This window comes from Nostoc sp. PCC 7107, assembly GCF_000316625.1.
GTDB lineage: Bacteria > Cyanobacteriota > Cyanobacteriia > Cyanobacteriales > Nostocaceae > Nostoc_B.
On sequence record NC_019676.1, the window covers coordinates 3321658 to 3336441 of the forward strand.

The 14784-nt window shown below is 39.4% G+C and carries 13 protein-coding genes; 7 read left to right on the forward strand and 6 right to left on the reverse strand.

Going from position 1 to position 14784, the window contains the following annotated elements; all coding sequences use genetic code 11:
- Nucleotides 1-177: 177 nt before the first annotated feature.
- Nucleotides 178-675, forward strand: coding sequence for a response regulator (locus NOS7107_RS14155; protein WP_015113661.1), 498 nt, complete (start codon nucleotides 178-180; stop codon nucleotides 673-675).
- Nucleotides 641-2533, forward strand: coding sequence for a response regulator (locus tag NOS7107_RS14160; protein WP_015113662.1), 1893 nt, complete (start codon nucleotides 641-643; stop codon nucleotides 2531-2533). Before NOS7107_RS14155 ends, NOS7107_RS14160 begins: the two co-directional genes overlap by 35 nt.
- Nucleotides 2534-2558: 25 nt before the next feature.
- Here the strand turns inward: NOS7107_RS14160 and pyrR are convergent, their stop codons facing one another.
- The 3 genes from pyrR to NOS7107_RS14175 all read right to left on the reverse strand — a co-directional run bounded on the left by pyrR (nucleotide 2559) and on the right by NOS7107_RS14175 (nucleotide 4647).
- Nucleotides 2559-3095, reverse strand: a complete 537-nt coding sequence (pyrR, locus tag NOS7107_RS14165) for a bifunctional pyr operon transcriptional regulator/uracil phosphoribosyltransferase PyrR (protein WP_015113663.1) — start codon at nucleotides 3093-3095, stop codon at nucleotides 2559-2561.
- Between the two features lie 81 nt (nucleotides 3096-3176).
- Entirely contained in the window at nucleotides 3177-4136 is a 960-nt protein-coding gene (gene cbiB, locus NOS7107_RS14170; protein WP_015113664.1) for an adenosylcobinamide-phosphate synthase CbiB, read from the reverse strand.
- A gap of 67 nt (nucleotides 4137-4203) precedes the next feature.
- The gene (locus tag NOS7107_RS14175; protein ID WP_015113665.1) at nucleotides 4204-4647 is read right to left on the reverse strand and encodes an RrF2 family transcriptional regulator; all 444 of its coding nucleotides are present in this window, start codon (nucleotides 4645-4647) and stop codon (nucleotides 4204-4206) included.
- Between the two features lie 640 nt (nucleotides 4648-5287).
- On the opposite strand from NOS7107_RS14175, the gene NOS7107_RS14180 reads away from it, so the two are divergent.
- Complete coding sequence (locus NOS7107_RS14180; protein ID WP_015113666.1) at nucleotides 5288-5701, forward strand: AbrB family transcriptional regulator; 414 nt, start codon at nucleotides 5288-5290, stop codon at nucleotides 5699-5701.
- An 81-nt stretch (nucleotides 5702-5782) separates the two neighbouring features.
- On the opposite strand, the gene NOS7107_RS14185 is transcribed toward NOS7107_RS14180, so the two are convergent.
- Entirely contained in the window at nucleotides 5783-7681 is a 1899-nt protein-coding gene (locus NOS7107_RS14185) for a chloride channel protein (protein ID WP_044499983.1), read from the reverse strand.
- Between the two features lie 376 nt (nucleotides 7682-8057).
- On the opposite strand from NOS7107_RS14185, the gene NOS7107_RS29020 reads away from it, so the two are divergent.
- Nucleotides 8058-8246, forward strand: a complete 189-nt coding sequence (locus tag NOS7107_RS29020) for a hypothetical protein (RefSeq protein ID WP_015113668.1) — start codon at nucleotides 8058-8060, stop codon at nucleotides 8244-8246.
- A gap of 79 nt (nucleotides 8247-8325) precedes the next feature.
- Nucleotides 8326-8706, forward strand: coding sequence for a hypothetical protein (locus tag NOS7107_RS14195; protein WP_015113669.1), 381 nt, complete (start codon nucleotides 8326-8328; stop codon nucleotides 8704-8706).
- A 531-nt stretch (nucleotides 8707-9237) separates the two neighbouring features.
- On the opposite strand, the gene NOS7107_RS14205 is transcribed toward NOS7107_RS14195, so the two are convergent.
- Entirely contained in the window at nucleotides 9238-9723 is a 486-nt protein-coding gene (locus tag NOS7107_RS14205; protein ID WP_015113671.1) for an allophycocyanin subunit alpha apoprotein, read from the reverse strand.
- 696 nt (nucleotides 9724-10419) lie between these two features.
- On the opposite strand from NOS7107_RS14205, the gene NOS7107_RS14210 reads away from it, so the two are divergent.
- Nucleotides 10420-10821, forward strand: coding sequence for a fasciclin domain-containing protein (locus NOS7107_RS14210; protein ID WP_015113672.1), 402 nt, complete (start codon nucleotides 10420-10422; stop codon nucleotides 10819-10821).
- Nucleotides 10822-11023: 202 nt separating this feature from the next.
- Here the strand turns inward: NOS7107_RS14210 and NOS7107_RS14215 are convergent, their stop codons facing one another.
- Complete coding sequence (locus NOS7107_RS14215; protein WP_015113673.1) at nucleotides 11024-12643, reverse strand: glycosyltransferase family 39 protein; 1620 nt, start codon at nucleotides 12641-12643, stop codon at nucleotides 11024-11026.
- 251 nt (nucleotides 12644-12894) lie between these two features.
- Between NOS7107_RS14215 and NOS7107_RS14220 the strand changes: the two genes are divergently transcribed.
- A complete protein-coding gene (locus NOS7107_RS14220) occupies nucleotides 12895-14496 on the forward strand; it encodes a hypothetical protein (RefSeq protein WP_015113674.1) in 1602 nt (533 codons plus the stop codon).
- Nucleotides 14497-14784 lie beyond the last annotated feature (288 nt).

The window sequence follows — 14784 nt, forward strand, 5'->3', positions numbered from 1 at the left end:
TTGCCAGCAAACCACAGAAAAAGTCACAAAATTAAACTCTTGAAAGCTAGACATCAAGGCTATTTTCCGGCAGAATTCAGCCGTATATCCCCTGCTAAATTAATAATTGCGAATATGAGATTTTTTCTCAGCTTTAATTCATACTAATAACTATATTGTAGAAGGAGAAATTGCAGAGTGAAGGGTCGGCAACCAACCGTGACTATCTTAATGGCTGATGATGACGAAGATGACAGTATGTTAATCCGTGAAGCAATAACAGTCAGTCAATTGCCAATTGATTTACATGCGGTGAGTAATGGTGAAGAATTGATGGATTATCTTTGTCATCGTGGTCAATACGCTGATACTAGTCTGGCACCACGCCCAGGCTTAATTTTACTAGACTTAAATATGCCCAAGAAAAATGGTCTGGAGGTACTTAAAGAAATCAAAACTGACCCCGAACTACGACTGATTCCTGTTATCGTCCTCACGACATCCAGGGCAGAAGAAAATATTTATCACACTTACAGTTTGGGTGCTAATTCTTACATAGTCAAACCCATGACATTTTCCGCCTTAGTCGAACTCATGAAAACATTAGGGAAATACTGGTTTGACACTGTGGAATTACCACTAGCAGTAGCGGGAGGAAGAAATGAACAAAAACCTAATCAGAGTTCTGCTAATTGATGATGACGAAGATGATTATATTTTGACTCGTGATTGGTTCGGTGAATTTCAAGCAGATGGCTGTGAGTTGTCATGGGTAGATAATTATGCAGATGCCAAGCAGGCGATCGCTGCAAATCAACATGATATATATCTTGTAGACTATCGCTTAGGCATCCACAACGGACTTGAACTTTTACGCGAAGCCGTTGTCAATGGTTGTGCTGCACCAATAATTTTACTCACAGGTCAAGGCGATAGAGAAATTGACATCGAAGCTATGAAAGCTGGCGCAGCCGATTATTTAGAAAAAAGCCAATTAACAGCACCTTTATTAGAACGTTCCCTTCGTTACGCCATCGAACGCAAACAAACAGAACAAAAAATCCGCGAACAAGCCGCATTACTAGATATTGCTACCGATGCAATCTTTGTCCGTGATTTAGATGACCAAATTTTATTTTGGAACAAAGCCGCCGAAACTTTATATGGGTGGCGCAAAGACCAAGTAATTGGTAAAAAAACACCAGCACTATGGCAAGAAAAAAACTTGTCTCGCTTGCAAGAAGCATTACGTTTATTGATGAAAAACGGCTCCTGGCAAGGAGAATTACACCAAACAACAACATCTAATAAAAAAATTATTGTCGAAAGTCGTTGGACATTAGTACGCGATTTTGCACATCAACCCCAAGCAATTTTAGTAGTAAATACTGATATTACCCAAAAACAACAACTAGAAGCACAATTTCTGCGGGCGCAAAGACTAGAAAGTATTGGCACACTAGCCAGTGGTATCGCCCATGACCTCAATAATGTCTTAGCGCCCATTTTAATGACCGCCCAACTTTTAGAATCACAGTTACAAGATGAACGTTCTCGTAGACTAATACCAATATTAACGGCTAACGCCAAACGTGGGGCAAACTTAGTCAAGCAAGTCCTGTCTTTCACTCGCGGGATTGAGGGAGAACGTACCCTATTGCAATTCAAACACTTAATCCTCGAAATTCAGCAGATTGCCAAAGAAACCTTTCCCAAAACCATCGAAATTACAACTCGACTACCGCAAAACCTCTGGGTGATATCTGGGGATGCAACCCAACTACATCAAGTGCTGATGAATTTGTGCGTTAATGCCCGTGATGCCATGCCTAATGGCGGAATTTTGAAAATTATTGCTGAAAATCTTCTGGTTGATAAAAATTATGCCAATATGCACATTGATGCTAAAGTTGGCCCTTATATTGTTATTTCTGTGATTGACACAGGTTTGGGTATTTCCGCAGAAATATTAGATCGCATATTCGAGCCATTTTTTACTACTAAAGAACTTGGTAAAGGTACGGGACTAGGACTTTCTACAGTCTTGGGAATTGTCAAAAACCACGGTGGTTTTATCAATGTCTACAGTGAAGAAGGGCAAGGTAGTCAATTTAAAATATATTTACCCGCACAGCAAATCACAGAAACCCTGGAAGAATTAGAACCAGTATTTCCTAGCGGTAACGGAGAACTAATTTTGATTGTGGATGATGAACCTGCCATTCGAGATATTACCAAAACATCTCTCGAAAGCTACAACTACAAAGCCATCACAGCCAGCGACGGGATTGAGGCTATTGCTTTGTACGCCGAACATCGAGATGAAATTTCTCTAGTATTAACAGATATGGTTATGCCATCTATGGATGGTCTTACCACTATCCGTACACTGCAAAAAATTAACCCAGATATCAAAATTATTGCCATCAGTGGACTTGCTTCCAGCGATAAGGTAAATGCTGCTTATGATATTGGAATTAAAGCTTTTTTGTCTAAACCTTACACCGCTAATCAGTTGTTAGAAGCAATTAGCTTGATTAAAAATCATAACTAAGAGTGAATAGTCATTTGTTCTTTGATTAATCTCCAATTAATTCCACTGCATCTCGTCCATCTAAGTCTTGCAAATAAACTTTGACCACTTCTTCTTTTGCTGTGGGTAATTGCTTACCAACAAAATCTGCTTGAATTGGCACTTCTCGATGACCTCGGTCTACTAACACAGCTAAACGAATTATTTCTGGTCTACCATACTCAGTTACAGCGTTTAAAGCCGCGCGAATTGTTCTCCCTTTGAAAATTACGTCATCAACTAGGACAACGGTTTTCCCTGTCAGGTCAAAAGGGATATCGGTTTTGACAGGAGTCCGCAAGCCAATTTTGTCAAGGTCATCTCGATAAAAAGTAATATCTAAAGCTCCTACAGGCACTGTGACACCTTCCAGTATCTCAATTTGACGTGCCAATGATTCTGCAAGGGGTACTCCTCTAGTATAAATACCCATAAGTACCAGTTGCGATAAATCACGCGTCCGTTCGACAATTTGCGACGCTAGGCGGGTTAAGGTACGCCGCAAGTCTTCTGATGAGAGAATTTCAACTACTTTTGCACACATAAGATATGGTCAAAGGTCAATAGTCAATAGTCAAAGGTCAACTTGAACTATAGACGATTGACCTTTGATTTATTACTTTTATCATGACTTGTTTGGGAGACAGAATAATATAGCGATCGCTATTCCTAGCCACAATAAAAAACTATAGCGCGTGAGTTGCAACGCTTGATGAATTGTTGTCGGTGTAATGGGGTAAATGGCATCGCCTAACAATGGTTTTTCTTTAGCCACACCCCGATACCAATTTATCCCTCCCATCTGCACACCCAAAATTGCCGCATAAGCACACTCACTCCAACCAGAGTTGGGACTGGGGTCTAAAATGGCATCTCTGCAACATATCCGCCAAACAGACAAGGGTTTACCTGATAACAAAGCCAAGGTAATTACAGTTAAGCGACAAGGTAGCCAAGTTAAATAATCTTCTAACCGCGCACAAAACCAACCTAAATAAGTGTATGGTGCTTCTTTATAACCCACCATTGAATCTAAGGTGCTGCTGGCTTTATATGCCAAAGCTAGAGGAACTGCACCTAAGTTTGGTATACAAGCACCAATAATGGCATAAAAAAGCGGAGCCATCACTCCATCGGTGGCATTTTCGCTGACAGTTTCTAACACAGCCCGCAAAATTTCAGCTTCTGACAAATTTTGCGTATCTCGACCAACATAATTACTTAAAGCCTGACGCGCTACTGATAAATTGCCAGTAATTAAAGGTTGTAAAACATCTGTGGCGGCTGTTCGCAAACTTCGCAACGCAAAACAGCTGGCGAGGATGATACTTTCTATGACTATTGCCAATATTGGATGTAACTCTCTGGCAATTTGAACTGTTAGCCAACCGATACAACCACTACCAATGATTAAAATTATTCCCAGCAAAATTCCGGCAATTCTTTGTGTTAGGGAATTTTGACATATAGACAAAGCTAATTTTGTGAAGCGAGAAATTATCCATCCCATCACTTGTACTGGATGAGGCCAACCCCAAGGATCACCTATTAGAAAATCTAAAATTGCGGCGATGATTAATGTCATACAATTTTGGATTTTGGATTTTAGATTTTGGATTGGATAAGGGTTGATTGGTGAGTTTAGCCATTGACTAAACCACAAAACTCGCTTCTTCTCCTAACGATGCTTGCCAACTGCGGGCATCGTAATAGAGATCTGCCAAGGTAATACTGTATAAAGCTTCTTTAAGTTTTTGATTGAGTCTTTGCCAGAGAGTGTAAGTTACCCAATCTTCAGCCTGGATTGGTGTTGGATGGCGATCGGGAATATGGGTAATGGTTTCGCCGACGGCTTCTAATATTTGGCCAATGGAGATTTCTCTTGGTTCTCTGGCTAGTTGATAGCCGCCAATGCTACCACGCATTGATTTAACTAACCCCGAACGACGCATTTCTATGAGCAATTTTTCTAGGTAAGGTGCAGGAATATCTTGGCGTTGAGCGATCGCTCTGACAGATACAGGCCCGTAATCTGGCTGTAAGCTTAAATCTAGCAATGCCTTGACACTGTAATGTCCTTTGGTAGTTAGTTTCATTATTTTTTAATCAAGAGTCCATAGTCAAAAGTCTATAGTTCATCAATCAATAGTCCAAAACCTAGATTTTTGCATCTCCAGTTCGTAGGCGAAACTGCATATTCTCGAAGTAGAGAGTCAAAAATTCGTAGTTCTTAATCTCCATATTCATCGGGCTAATTTGAGATTTGGGATTGCATCTTCGGTACAAGACCCGTCGCCAGGGGACTTAACAAGTTTAAGAATGTCAATTTTAAATATCCAAGTACATCCACTTGTAGATACAGTCAATCTAAAATTGCAAATCTAAAATTCAAAATTGTTTGGCTGTTGACTAATGACTAAAGATCAGGTCTGCTTATCATTTTATGTTCTCCCAAGCAAGCTGACTGAGTAGATAAACTTTTATGCGTTAGTTTAAAAAACTTAAACAAGTATAGTTTAGCAGTTTTCATTCACTATATATAGTGATCAGCATTGTCGATATCTCAACTATAGATTGTCTTGACATTATTGATAATTGTGCAACAATTCTGGCTAGGATTGTAATATACTTGGCTTGGTTGATATAAAAACTAAAGAATTTTGTTTCTATCAACTCAATCTCAGCTAAAATAAAATCGATTCAACTACTTCAACCATTCATTTTCTATCTAAGTTGATGCCTAAACAGAAAAAAATTGAACCTCTCGTCGGGGAAGAACTGCTCAAAAAAGTCAAAGAGCTAGAGAACCTTAGCAAAGAAGAAAAAGCCAAGCATTGCGGCTACTATACCGTTACCAAAAATGGTATAGAGCGCGTCAATATGATGAAATTTTTAAATGCCCTCATTGATGCTGAAGGCATTCAGTTAGACAGTGCGCCCAATGCAAATGGACGTGGTGGACGTAGTGCCAGCTATCGTATTAGCGTACAATCCAACGGTAACTTACTGATTGGTTCAGCTTACACAAAACAAATGAATCTCAAACCAGGTGATGAGTTTCTGATCACTTTAGGGAAGAAGCACATTCGCCTGCGCCAAGTAGATCCAGAAGACAAAGAAGGTATTGAGGAAATAGAAGCCTCAGCATAATAAATAGTCAAGAGTCAAGAGTCAAGAGTCAAAAGTTGCAGTCGAAATAATGACTATTGACTGTTGACCATTGACCAATAACTATTGACCATTGACCGTTGACTTTTGACTAAAAATATATTGCTGGAGTGTTTTGCGGGTAAAGGCCAAATTGCATGTTAATGCGATTTGCTCTTTTTCTAATAAACCTAAAATTCGTTCATGGTTGTCTCTGGCTACCACTGGTAACTGATGCAAACCACGTAAAGCCATGCGATCTAAAGCTTCAGATAAAGGTTCATCTCGCCAAGCATAAAGAATTTCAGTGGTGCAGATATCCATGATAGTTTGATTGGATAATTCGCTCAAAATTTCTGTAGCAGAATTTTGGTAATTTTTCCAGCGGGCAAGAGAGCGATTAATATCTTCTAAAGAAATAATCCCGACTAATTGCTCGGCTTCATTAATTACTAAAGCACTGCGTGTGCGATCGCGGGTCATTTCCATCGCAGCTTCTAACAATCCTAAAGTTGCAAGCAATTTTTTGGGGCAGGAAAGCACAGCATCTTCTACCAAAATTTCCTGCACAATTTCTGCTTGCTCATCTTTCAAATCTGCTAAACCAAATTGTTGAAGTTTCGAGTTAGAGTTGATATTTGGTTTAATTTGATCAATTAACCACACACTTAAACCCACCGCGGCCATTAACGGTAAAACAATGCGGTAATCACGAGTTAGTTCAAACAGCATTAAAATCGCCGTTAATGGCGCTCGCACACTAGCCGCCAGTACAGCAGCCATCCCCACCATTGCATAGGCTGGAGGTGCAGCCATATATGCGTCAATTCCTGGAGCGATGAGACACAAAATTTTGGCATAAGCCGAGCCAAAGGAAGCACCCAAAAACATCGCAGGGGCAAATAAACCACCCACAAAACCACTCCCAGCACTAATAGCAGTCATAAATAACTTGACTACCAACAAGGACAGCAATAGATTGAGGGAAAACTCCACATCCTGAAGCATGGCTTGGACAGTACCATAACCGATGCCTAAAATCTGCGGGAATTGCAAAGCTACTAGCCCTAAAATGACACCACCGATAATTGGATGAATTGACTTGGGGATGCCTTTGAAAAACCCAAAACCAGGAACTGAGCCAGCAAAGCAAGCTTTAGCTAACCGAATTAATTCTGTATAAGCTAGAGAAATCAGACTTGCTCCCAAACCCAAGCCGAGATACAAAGGTAATTCTATAGGGCTACGGACTTGGTATACAGGTAAAGCAAAAGCAGGTTGCGTTCCCAAGCCAATTTGGGCAATTAATGCAGCCACAACGGCAGCTAGTAGCACCACACTCACCGCTGAAGTGGCAAAAGATGTTGCCCCCATAACTACTTCTAAAGCAAAAAATACCCCAGCGATCGGTGCATTAAAGCCAGCCGCTAATCCGGCGGCGGCACCAGCGCTTAAAAGTAATCGTTGGCGTTCTTGAGATACTTGGAGAATCAGCGACAACAACATTCCGAAATTAGCGCCAATTTCTACACTCGGCCCCTCTGGCCCTAAAGAAGCACCACTTCCCAAAGAAACAGATGCAGCAATCATCTTGGTGACAGGCCTTAAGGGTCGCTTAATTGCTGTTCCTTGGGAGGCGGCAATTAAAGATGACAAACTAGGGCCAAAATCTTGAGTGCGCCAGCGCATTAATCCGACAATTAATCCGCCCATAATGGGAACACAGGCTAAAGTCCAGCCTCCCCAAGCACCAATCACACTCATCAGATCTTCTAGCATCAGATGGTGAATTAGCTCAATTAAATAGTGAAATGTCACTACACCCATGCCAGTACCACCACCAATTAGCATGGCTAAAAACAGCACTACTGTTTCCGGTGTGGGTTGAAAACGGTTAATTAGATGTGTTAAGCGGTGAGAAGGTTTAGGAAATGCAGGTTGTTCCATTACCTTCCTTAAGTTGGTGGGAGGCAAGAGAGTCATTTAACGTTGGGGTAAATGTAAGAAAAAAACTTAAATCATTTATCTGTTACTTCTCATTGTGAGCCATTCTTGATCAACCAGACAAGTGAGTTAGATTTACTGGATTTATAAAGCTTTGATTAAAAAAATTTGTTGGGTGAAAATTTTCTGTGAGAACCAGTAGATGAAAGAAAATTAATATTTAACGGTCGGCGATCGCTGGTATGGTACAAATTAGGAGTTGCGGAATTTTCTATAGATAAAATACAGTATCGACAAATTGAGTAGATGTACTATATGGGAGCAACCAACAGCAGTCATCTTCACTTAAATCTAGCTATACTCGTGTTGCGACCCTTGAGTTATTCCTGGTAGAACACTAGACGGATGATTGATTATGCCAATTTTAGATTTTAGATTGCCGATTTTAGATTTTTTTGGTTCACACTTCATCCCTAGTGGGCAGAACGAATCAAAAATTCAAAATTTAAAATCCTCTACCCCTGTACTCTTGTGGTTAGAGTCAATCCAAAATCCCACATCCAAAATCAAAAATTGCTTGGCTAAGGTCGTCATCCCCAATTAGTAAGCCTACTAAGCGTTACTCAGAAATTCAATATAACTATTTTTATAGAGCGAGTAGATGGACTAGGCGGACAAGGTAAATGAATACACCCATCTTTGATAATCATTATGTTACTTGCCCAATTTGCCAAAGAAATGCTAGACCCAAACCCATCAAGGCTTACATAGGTTTGTTTACCTGTCCCTATTGCCAGGAACGATTAGTAGTCTGTCGTAGCGGTCATTATGTCCGCGATCCGTTTACTTTTAAGCAAATGATCCTAGCTTCGGCATTACGCCGCCAAAGCAGCCCTTTTGCCAGAATCATCAGAGACTTTCTGCCTCTTAAACGACCTTTGCTTACTCTAGCACTTGGCAGTGCAGTTTTATTTGGTGCGATCGCGATAACTCAGCAACACACCAACCATGATGAGTCAGTGCTACCTCAAAACGAAAGACTTCAAGAAAGAAGCCTGGATTAAGAATGTTGATTAGGTGGTGGGTGCAGGAAGATTTGATAAAGTGACGACAACATTTTTGCTTATGGTCTAGTCTGAAATCATTCATGAACAACAAGATACCCGGCCGCTGAAAGCAGTCGGGTATCTATGTTTATCGATTTTCAAAAATCTACTTAAGGGTATAGGTTTCGCCTTTGCGCTATTACCTGTCCCCTGGTATAGTCATTGACCCAATACTTTTCGGATAAGGAATTTACTCGTGTTCGCGTAGCATCTCCTTTAGGAGAAGGTAAGCAAAAGAGCGGGGGAGAGGTTACTGTTCATTCTCCCTATCCCCCCTACACCCCCGCCCCTCTGCTACCTCAACGAAGAGATCTATAACCGGAAAGTATTGGTTATTGACCTAACCCATCATATCTATTCGGGTCTTTTTTCTCCTTTTTTTTCTGAGGATCTTTTTTTTGTTTTTTGACTTCTCTATTACCTTTTTTTTCTTTTGACATAATGAATTTCCTATGTAGTGTTTACTCAAGTAACAGTTAAAACCATTAATTACTGAAGACTGGCAACCAAGTAGTCAAAGTAACCACTAACTTCTTGAGAATCTTCTGCTGACATCATCGACATAGTGGCATTCTTCATCCCACGAATACCTTCCACCACTGCTTCTAGTGGAGTACCCAGAGACCGATACATTTCACGAGCGCCTATCACCCCAATCTCTTGGATAGGTGTGCTATCACCAGCGACGATACTGTAAGTGATCAAACGCAGGTAATAATCCATATCACGCAAGCAAGTAGCAGTCATTTCCTGACCGTAAGCATTACCACCAGGTGAAACAATATCTGGACGCTTTTGAAACAGCTGATTTCCCGCTTGCTTAACTATGCGATCGCGATTTTCCGTTAAACTTTGAACCAGCCGCAGACGGCGCTCACCACTCTTGACAAAGCTTTTAATCGGCTCTAGTTCTCCTGGGTTAAGATAGCGAGCGTCTGCATCTGCGTTAAGAATTGACTTGACGATTAGGCTCATGATTAACAACTCCTTCAAAAATCAAATTATGTTCGTGACAATTACTAGTCAGCCTAGAAACAGCTACTAGTTAAAAGTTTTATTTCTCTTGCATCAAAACTTATAAGTTGGGAATTGCCAGCAAAAAAGTAATTATTTGGTACTGATGACAGTACGTCCAAGTAGTTACCAAATATTCAGATTAACTGATATATCACCAAGGACTTTTCAAACAACCTTTTAACAAAGCTTGTGTTCGCTGCTTTTAAATTTACTCAATATTGATCGGTATTACCTGGATACATGTTGGTTTTTCAAATTTCATGTTGTCAGTTTTTAATCTCAAAAACTGATGCCTGAGAATCAGCTGTAATTATTTTAAATTTATGAAAGAATCCAACTTTTTATGACTGCTCTGTCCTCAAAACTTGGTTGTAATCCTCGTAATGTGATTTTTACTTATTATCACTAATATATGTAGGTTATTTTTAACCTATACCTGTTTAGTATAGCAGTTATATTTTACTTTTTTCCCGATTATATTTTTTGGCATTAATAAAGGAAAAATATAGGAAATAAAATATTTTTTTGTATAAAAAACATCCAGTAATCATGCCGCTTTCAATTTAATTTCTGAGATAAATCTGTAGCAAGAAATACTATTTTTGAGAAAGTAGGCTATAGTGATGAATAGATTACACAAACTAGGCAAAAACCTTGGCTGACATAATTGATACTGCCGTTCAGGCTGGTTCTTTCAATACCCTAGTTGCTGCAATCAAAGCTGCTAATTTGGTAGATACTCTCAAAGGTGCTGGGCCATTTACTGTTTTTGCACCTACTGATGAAGCATTTGCTAAACTGCCAGCAGGTACAGTAGATAAACTACTTAAAGACATTCCAAAACTGACGAAAATTCTGACTTACCATGTCGTTTCCGGCAAGGTGCTTTCGGGTGAAGTGGTTAAGCTAAAGTCAGCTACTACCATTGAAGGCTCTGATGTGAAAATTGATGCTTCTCATGGTGTCAAAGTAAATGACGCAACTGTTGCCACAGCAGATGTTGCTGCTGATAATGGTGTCATTCACATTATTGATACTGTATTGATTCCTGCCTAAGTAAATGCTTAGATAGTAATGATGAATATGTGGGGCAATGACTATTTATTTATAGTTATTGCCCCACATAATTTTAGATGTATTTTAGGCAAAAATTTTCTACATCATTACATTTTTAGTGCGGTAAGGAATTGAATATTAGGAACTATGAAGCGGTAGAGAATTAAAATTTCTTCATCCCCAAAAGTAATTTCTGCTCTCCTTATAAACGCGGAGTTTCTTTTGTCACTAATTTCCAACCTTCAGCTTGATCAATGACCTTCATAGATTCTAGTTGGAGGTTGCGAAGAGCATCTGCATTAAGTAAAAAGTATGGTTTGCTGTCATAGTGCCAATAATATTGCAGTTCGCCCACCTTGGCGGGAATAATAGTGCGATCGCTATAAAAATCTAAGGAAGAACGATGCTGGGGAAAAGAGGTATAAATCTTTTTGACGGCGGGATTAACACGGGATATCATCGTCGCTACTGGTTTGACTGGATAAGCTTCTGATAATTCCCAAGCCCAATAATTAGATTTCACTAATAAAAATAGCGAAATATAACTTCCCCAAAATAAAATCTTCAAAAATTGCTTGTCACCACGTTCTGCTAAAATTGCTGCCAAAATCATGGTTATCCCAACTGCGGCAAAAATCAGTTGTAAATCAGTTTTTGGCGGTATCCCCCAACTAAAATACATACTACTAGCCGAAGCTATCACAGCAAGAACAGATAAACCTGCTACCCAACTCCGGGGATAAGCTGATAGTAAAGGTAAGTTTTCTGTCTCGGCTAATAACGCCCCAAAAGCTAAAGCTAAACCTGGGTAAATGGGGAACATGTACCAAGGTAGCTTAGCATCTATCAGGGAAATACTTAATAAGTAAACTCCACACCATACCTGAATTAATTTAGCCCAACTCAGGTTCCGATTTTCCCAGATGTAACTCACAGTTTGTGGTAAAAATAGTAGCCAAGGCCATGTCCACTTCAAAAGCTCAATCATGTAATACCAAGGTGCTTGAGAACTTTTGATGACAAATGTCTCAACTTGGTTGCGAGATTGATTTTGCAAGCCAACTTCGATAAAAGCATAACCATAGTGCCAGATTTGGGCAACATACCAACCCACAGCCGGCAAAATCCCAATGAAGATACCTGTCCAGAAATAATAACTCGTAAGCAATCTAGGGGTATCCCAAAACAAAAATATCACAGCGATCGCACCAAGAAAAATGCCTAAAATCCCTTGAGTTAGGCAAATCAAGCCAAAACTTACACCTACTCCTAAGCAATAACGCAAATCGCGCCGCGATCGCAATACACACAGCATCATCACTAGCAAAAAACAGACTACCACTCCATCTATCATCGCTAATCTGCCATAACGCACCACAGGCAGCATTGTCAAATAAATTAAAGCACTATAAACAGCCGCCCAACGTTGGCGAAATATTTCTCGACCAATACAGTAAAGCAAAGGTACAGACAGCGCTGTTAACATTGCGCCAGGTAAACGTGTTGTCCACTCATTTACACCAACAACAGAGTACACCCCAGCAATTAACCAATGGGTCAGCGGGGGCTTATTATAGTAAGGCTCACCACCTAAAGTTGGATAAAGCCAACGCATGGAACCTGCGGGCGCACTCCAAATTTCGCGGGAAACTTGGGCTACAGTTCCTTCATCCCAATCTCGCAGCGGTAAGCCTCCCAAATTGATGCTAAATAGTAGCACCGCTGCCACCAGCAATACCAATATCCAGACTCGATCAATCCATTTTTCCAGCGCCCGATGTTGCTTTTCTCGATGACCCCAAATAAAGCTTCCTTGTTGCATATTCTACGATCATCATTTTACTTGCTAGTTTGACTGCATAGAGAGCAAAGTGCATCTCTAAATGTTGCACCCCATAACAACATTTGTCTTTACAATTACTAGATTCCCAGGTTAACTCAATTTTCTCTGATTAGCGATAATTTTTTTGAGCAACCCTACTATTTTTTTCACTTTATTTAACACTCATTGGTTGATAAAAATGATACAACTGTTACCAAACAGGTGTGTGAATTACTCGTTAGGAAACATCAATGAGTCTACCTTTTATACTAGATATAACAATTGGATTAGTATTTATTTACTTAATATTAAGTTTATTAGCTTCAGAAATACAGGAATTAATTACAACAATCTTGCAATGGCGGGCTGTTCACTTAAAAAAATCCATCGAAATTCTCATAGCAGGTGATGTCAGTAAATCAGATGATGATAATGTACTTCAATTAGTCAACGACTTATATAATCATCCCTTGTTGCAAAGCGTCAACCAAGAAGCCAAAGGATTTTTAACTGTATTACCTCGGAAGTTTATTTGGTTATTATCTTCTCTGCTAAATAAAATTACTCCTCCCGGAGAAAAAAGAACAAAAAGTATTTTTGGCTATATTAAAAATGGTAAAGAAGATGTGAAAAAGCAAAAGCACAGTGCGCCTTCTTATATACCCGCAGATACTTTTGCCATAACCCTGATGGACACATTAGGATTACCAAAATTAGTCCAAAAATTAACAGAATCAAGATTGATAAATTTCACACATCAGCAATTAGATGAAATCCAAATTATCTTATCCAAATTAGAAGCAAGAATAGATAAAAATGATGATTATGTCCGATATTTTTTAGAAAACACTCATGAAGAGTTTAACAAAATAATGGACGAGAATTTTAAACTGATTATTGCCGATTTTCAGAAAGATAAAATAGATTTATCTACTAGTCTTAATTGTATGGCGAAGAGTTTTGATAAATATATTGGCTGTTTTGCAGCTGATATGCCTGAGTATGAATTAATTAGTAATACTCTCCAGCGATTAAAAGTTTTAAGAGCCGATATTTTTGATGATATTGAACAAACAATCTGTTTAAAAGGCTTGCGTCCGAATATTAACGAAGTTGTGCAGTTAATTAGTGTTGGTAGTGAAATTCAGCAAGAGTTTATCAATGAGTTTCAAGACAAAGACAGCGAAGCATACCAGACATTTCAATACATCAGCCAAAGATTAGAACAGTTCAGTCAAAAACTACCGCCGTCTGTTGTAGGGAACATGGTGACATTAGCAAGACGCGCTCAACTCAAAGCCAAGTCAACTGAGGACGGCGTGAACATATTACGCCGAGAAATTGAGCAAACCTTCAATAACTCAATGGAACGAGCCTCTGGTGTTTACAGGCGTAACGCCAAAGGTGTCGCGTTGTTAATTGGTTTTGCGATCGCTATTATTGCCAATGCAGATACATTTCATATAGTCAGTAGATTATCTAAAGACACAGCTATCCGCACAGCTATTGTGAATAATGCAGGACAAATCGTTGAAACTAATACAGTGCAAGATTTACAACGACTGAAAAAAGCAACCGACGAAGTTTTGACAGATATCTCTCTCCCTATTGGCTGGAACCCAGTTAACCTAGATCAACAACTGCCAAAAGCAAATAGTGGTGACAATACCATATCTTCTATCAAAAACTATTTAACAATGCTGGCTGGTTGGTTCATCAGTGGAATTGCGATTTCGATGGGTGCGCCTTTTTGGTTTGACTTACTGAGTAAGATTGTCAATGTACGTAATTCCGGTAAAAAACCTCCAGTTCCCACCCCTGAACAGACTAGTGAAGGAAACAACACCTATTAGAAAACATAAATTCCACTAATTTTTAGTGAAAATTGGACAGATGTAATACCAAAAATTTTGGTAATTTAAGTCTAGCCGAAGTAAATCTGGTTTTTTCGCTACATACAGTCAGACTAGGCTAGACGTTTTATCATGTTTATAGGTAAAATACGGTAAGCCAGTCGGTTTACAGTTATTTCTAAAAGCGCTGTAAAAAAATCTGTTCTTCATCTTCAACAAGGATCATCATTTACCACCAAGAGCTTTGTCTAGTACTTGGCGGTAGTTTCTCCTACACTGCTGTAGACA

What these genes read in the sequence shown, in the direction of transcription:
- pyrR (WP_015113663.1), bottom strand. Translation starts at nt 3,095, where the DNA reads ATGTGTGCAAAAGTAGTTGAAATTCTCTCATCAGAAGACTTGCGGCGT.
- NOS7107_RS14220 (WP_015113674.1), top strand. Translation starts at nt 12,895, where the DNA reads ATGAGTCTACCTTTTATACTAGATATAACAATTGGATTAGTATTTATT.
- NOS7107_RS14180 (WP_015113666.1), top strand. Translation starts at nt 5,288, where the DNA reads ATGCCTAAACAGAAAAAAATTGAACCTCTCGTCGGGGAAGAACTGCTC.
- NOS7107_RS14195 (WP_015113669.1), top strand. Translation starts at nt 8,326, where the DNA reads ATGAATACACCCATCTTTGATAATCATTATGTTACTTGCCCAATTTGC.
- NOS7107_RS14215 (WP_015113673.1), bottom strand. Translation starts at nt 12,643, where the DNA reads ATGCAACAAGGAAGCTTTATTTGGGGTCATCGAGAAAAGCAACATCGG.
- NOS7107_RS14175 (WP_015113665.1), bottom strand. Translation starts at nt 4,647, where the DNA reads ATGAAACTAACTACCAAAGGACATTACAGTGTCAAGGCATTGCTAGAT.
- NOS7107_RS14160 (WP_015113662.1), top strand. Translation starts at nt 641, where the DNA reads ATGAACAAAAACCTAATCAGAGTTCTGCTAATTGATGATGACGAAGAT.
- NOS7107_RS14205 (WP_015113671.1), bottom strand. Translation starts at nt 9,723, where the DNA reads ATGAGCCTAATCGTCAAGTCAATTCTTAACGCAGATGCAGACGCTCGC.
- NOS7107_RS29020 (WP_015113668.1), top strand. Translation starts at nt 8,058, where the DNA reads ATGCCAATTTTAGATTTTAGATTGCCGATTTTAGATTTTTTTGGTTCA.
- NOS7107_RS14185 (WP_044499983.1), bottom strand. Translation starts at nt 7,681, where the DNA reads ATGACTCTCTTGCCTCCCACCAACTTAAGGAAGGTAATGGAACAACCT.
- cbiB (WP_015113664.1), bottom strand. Translation starts at nt 4,136, where the DNA reads ATGACATTAATCATCGCCGCAATTTTAGATTTTCTAATAGGTGATCCT.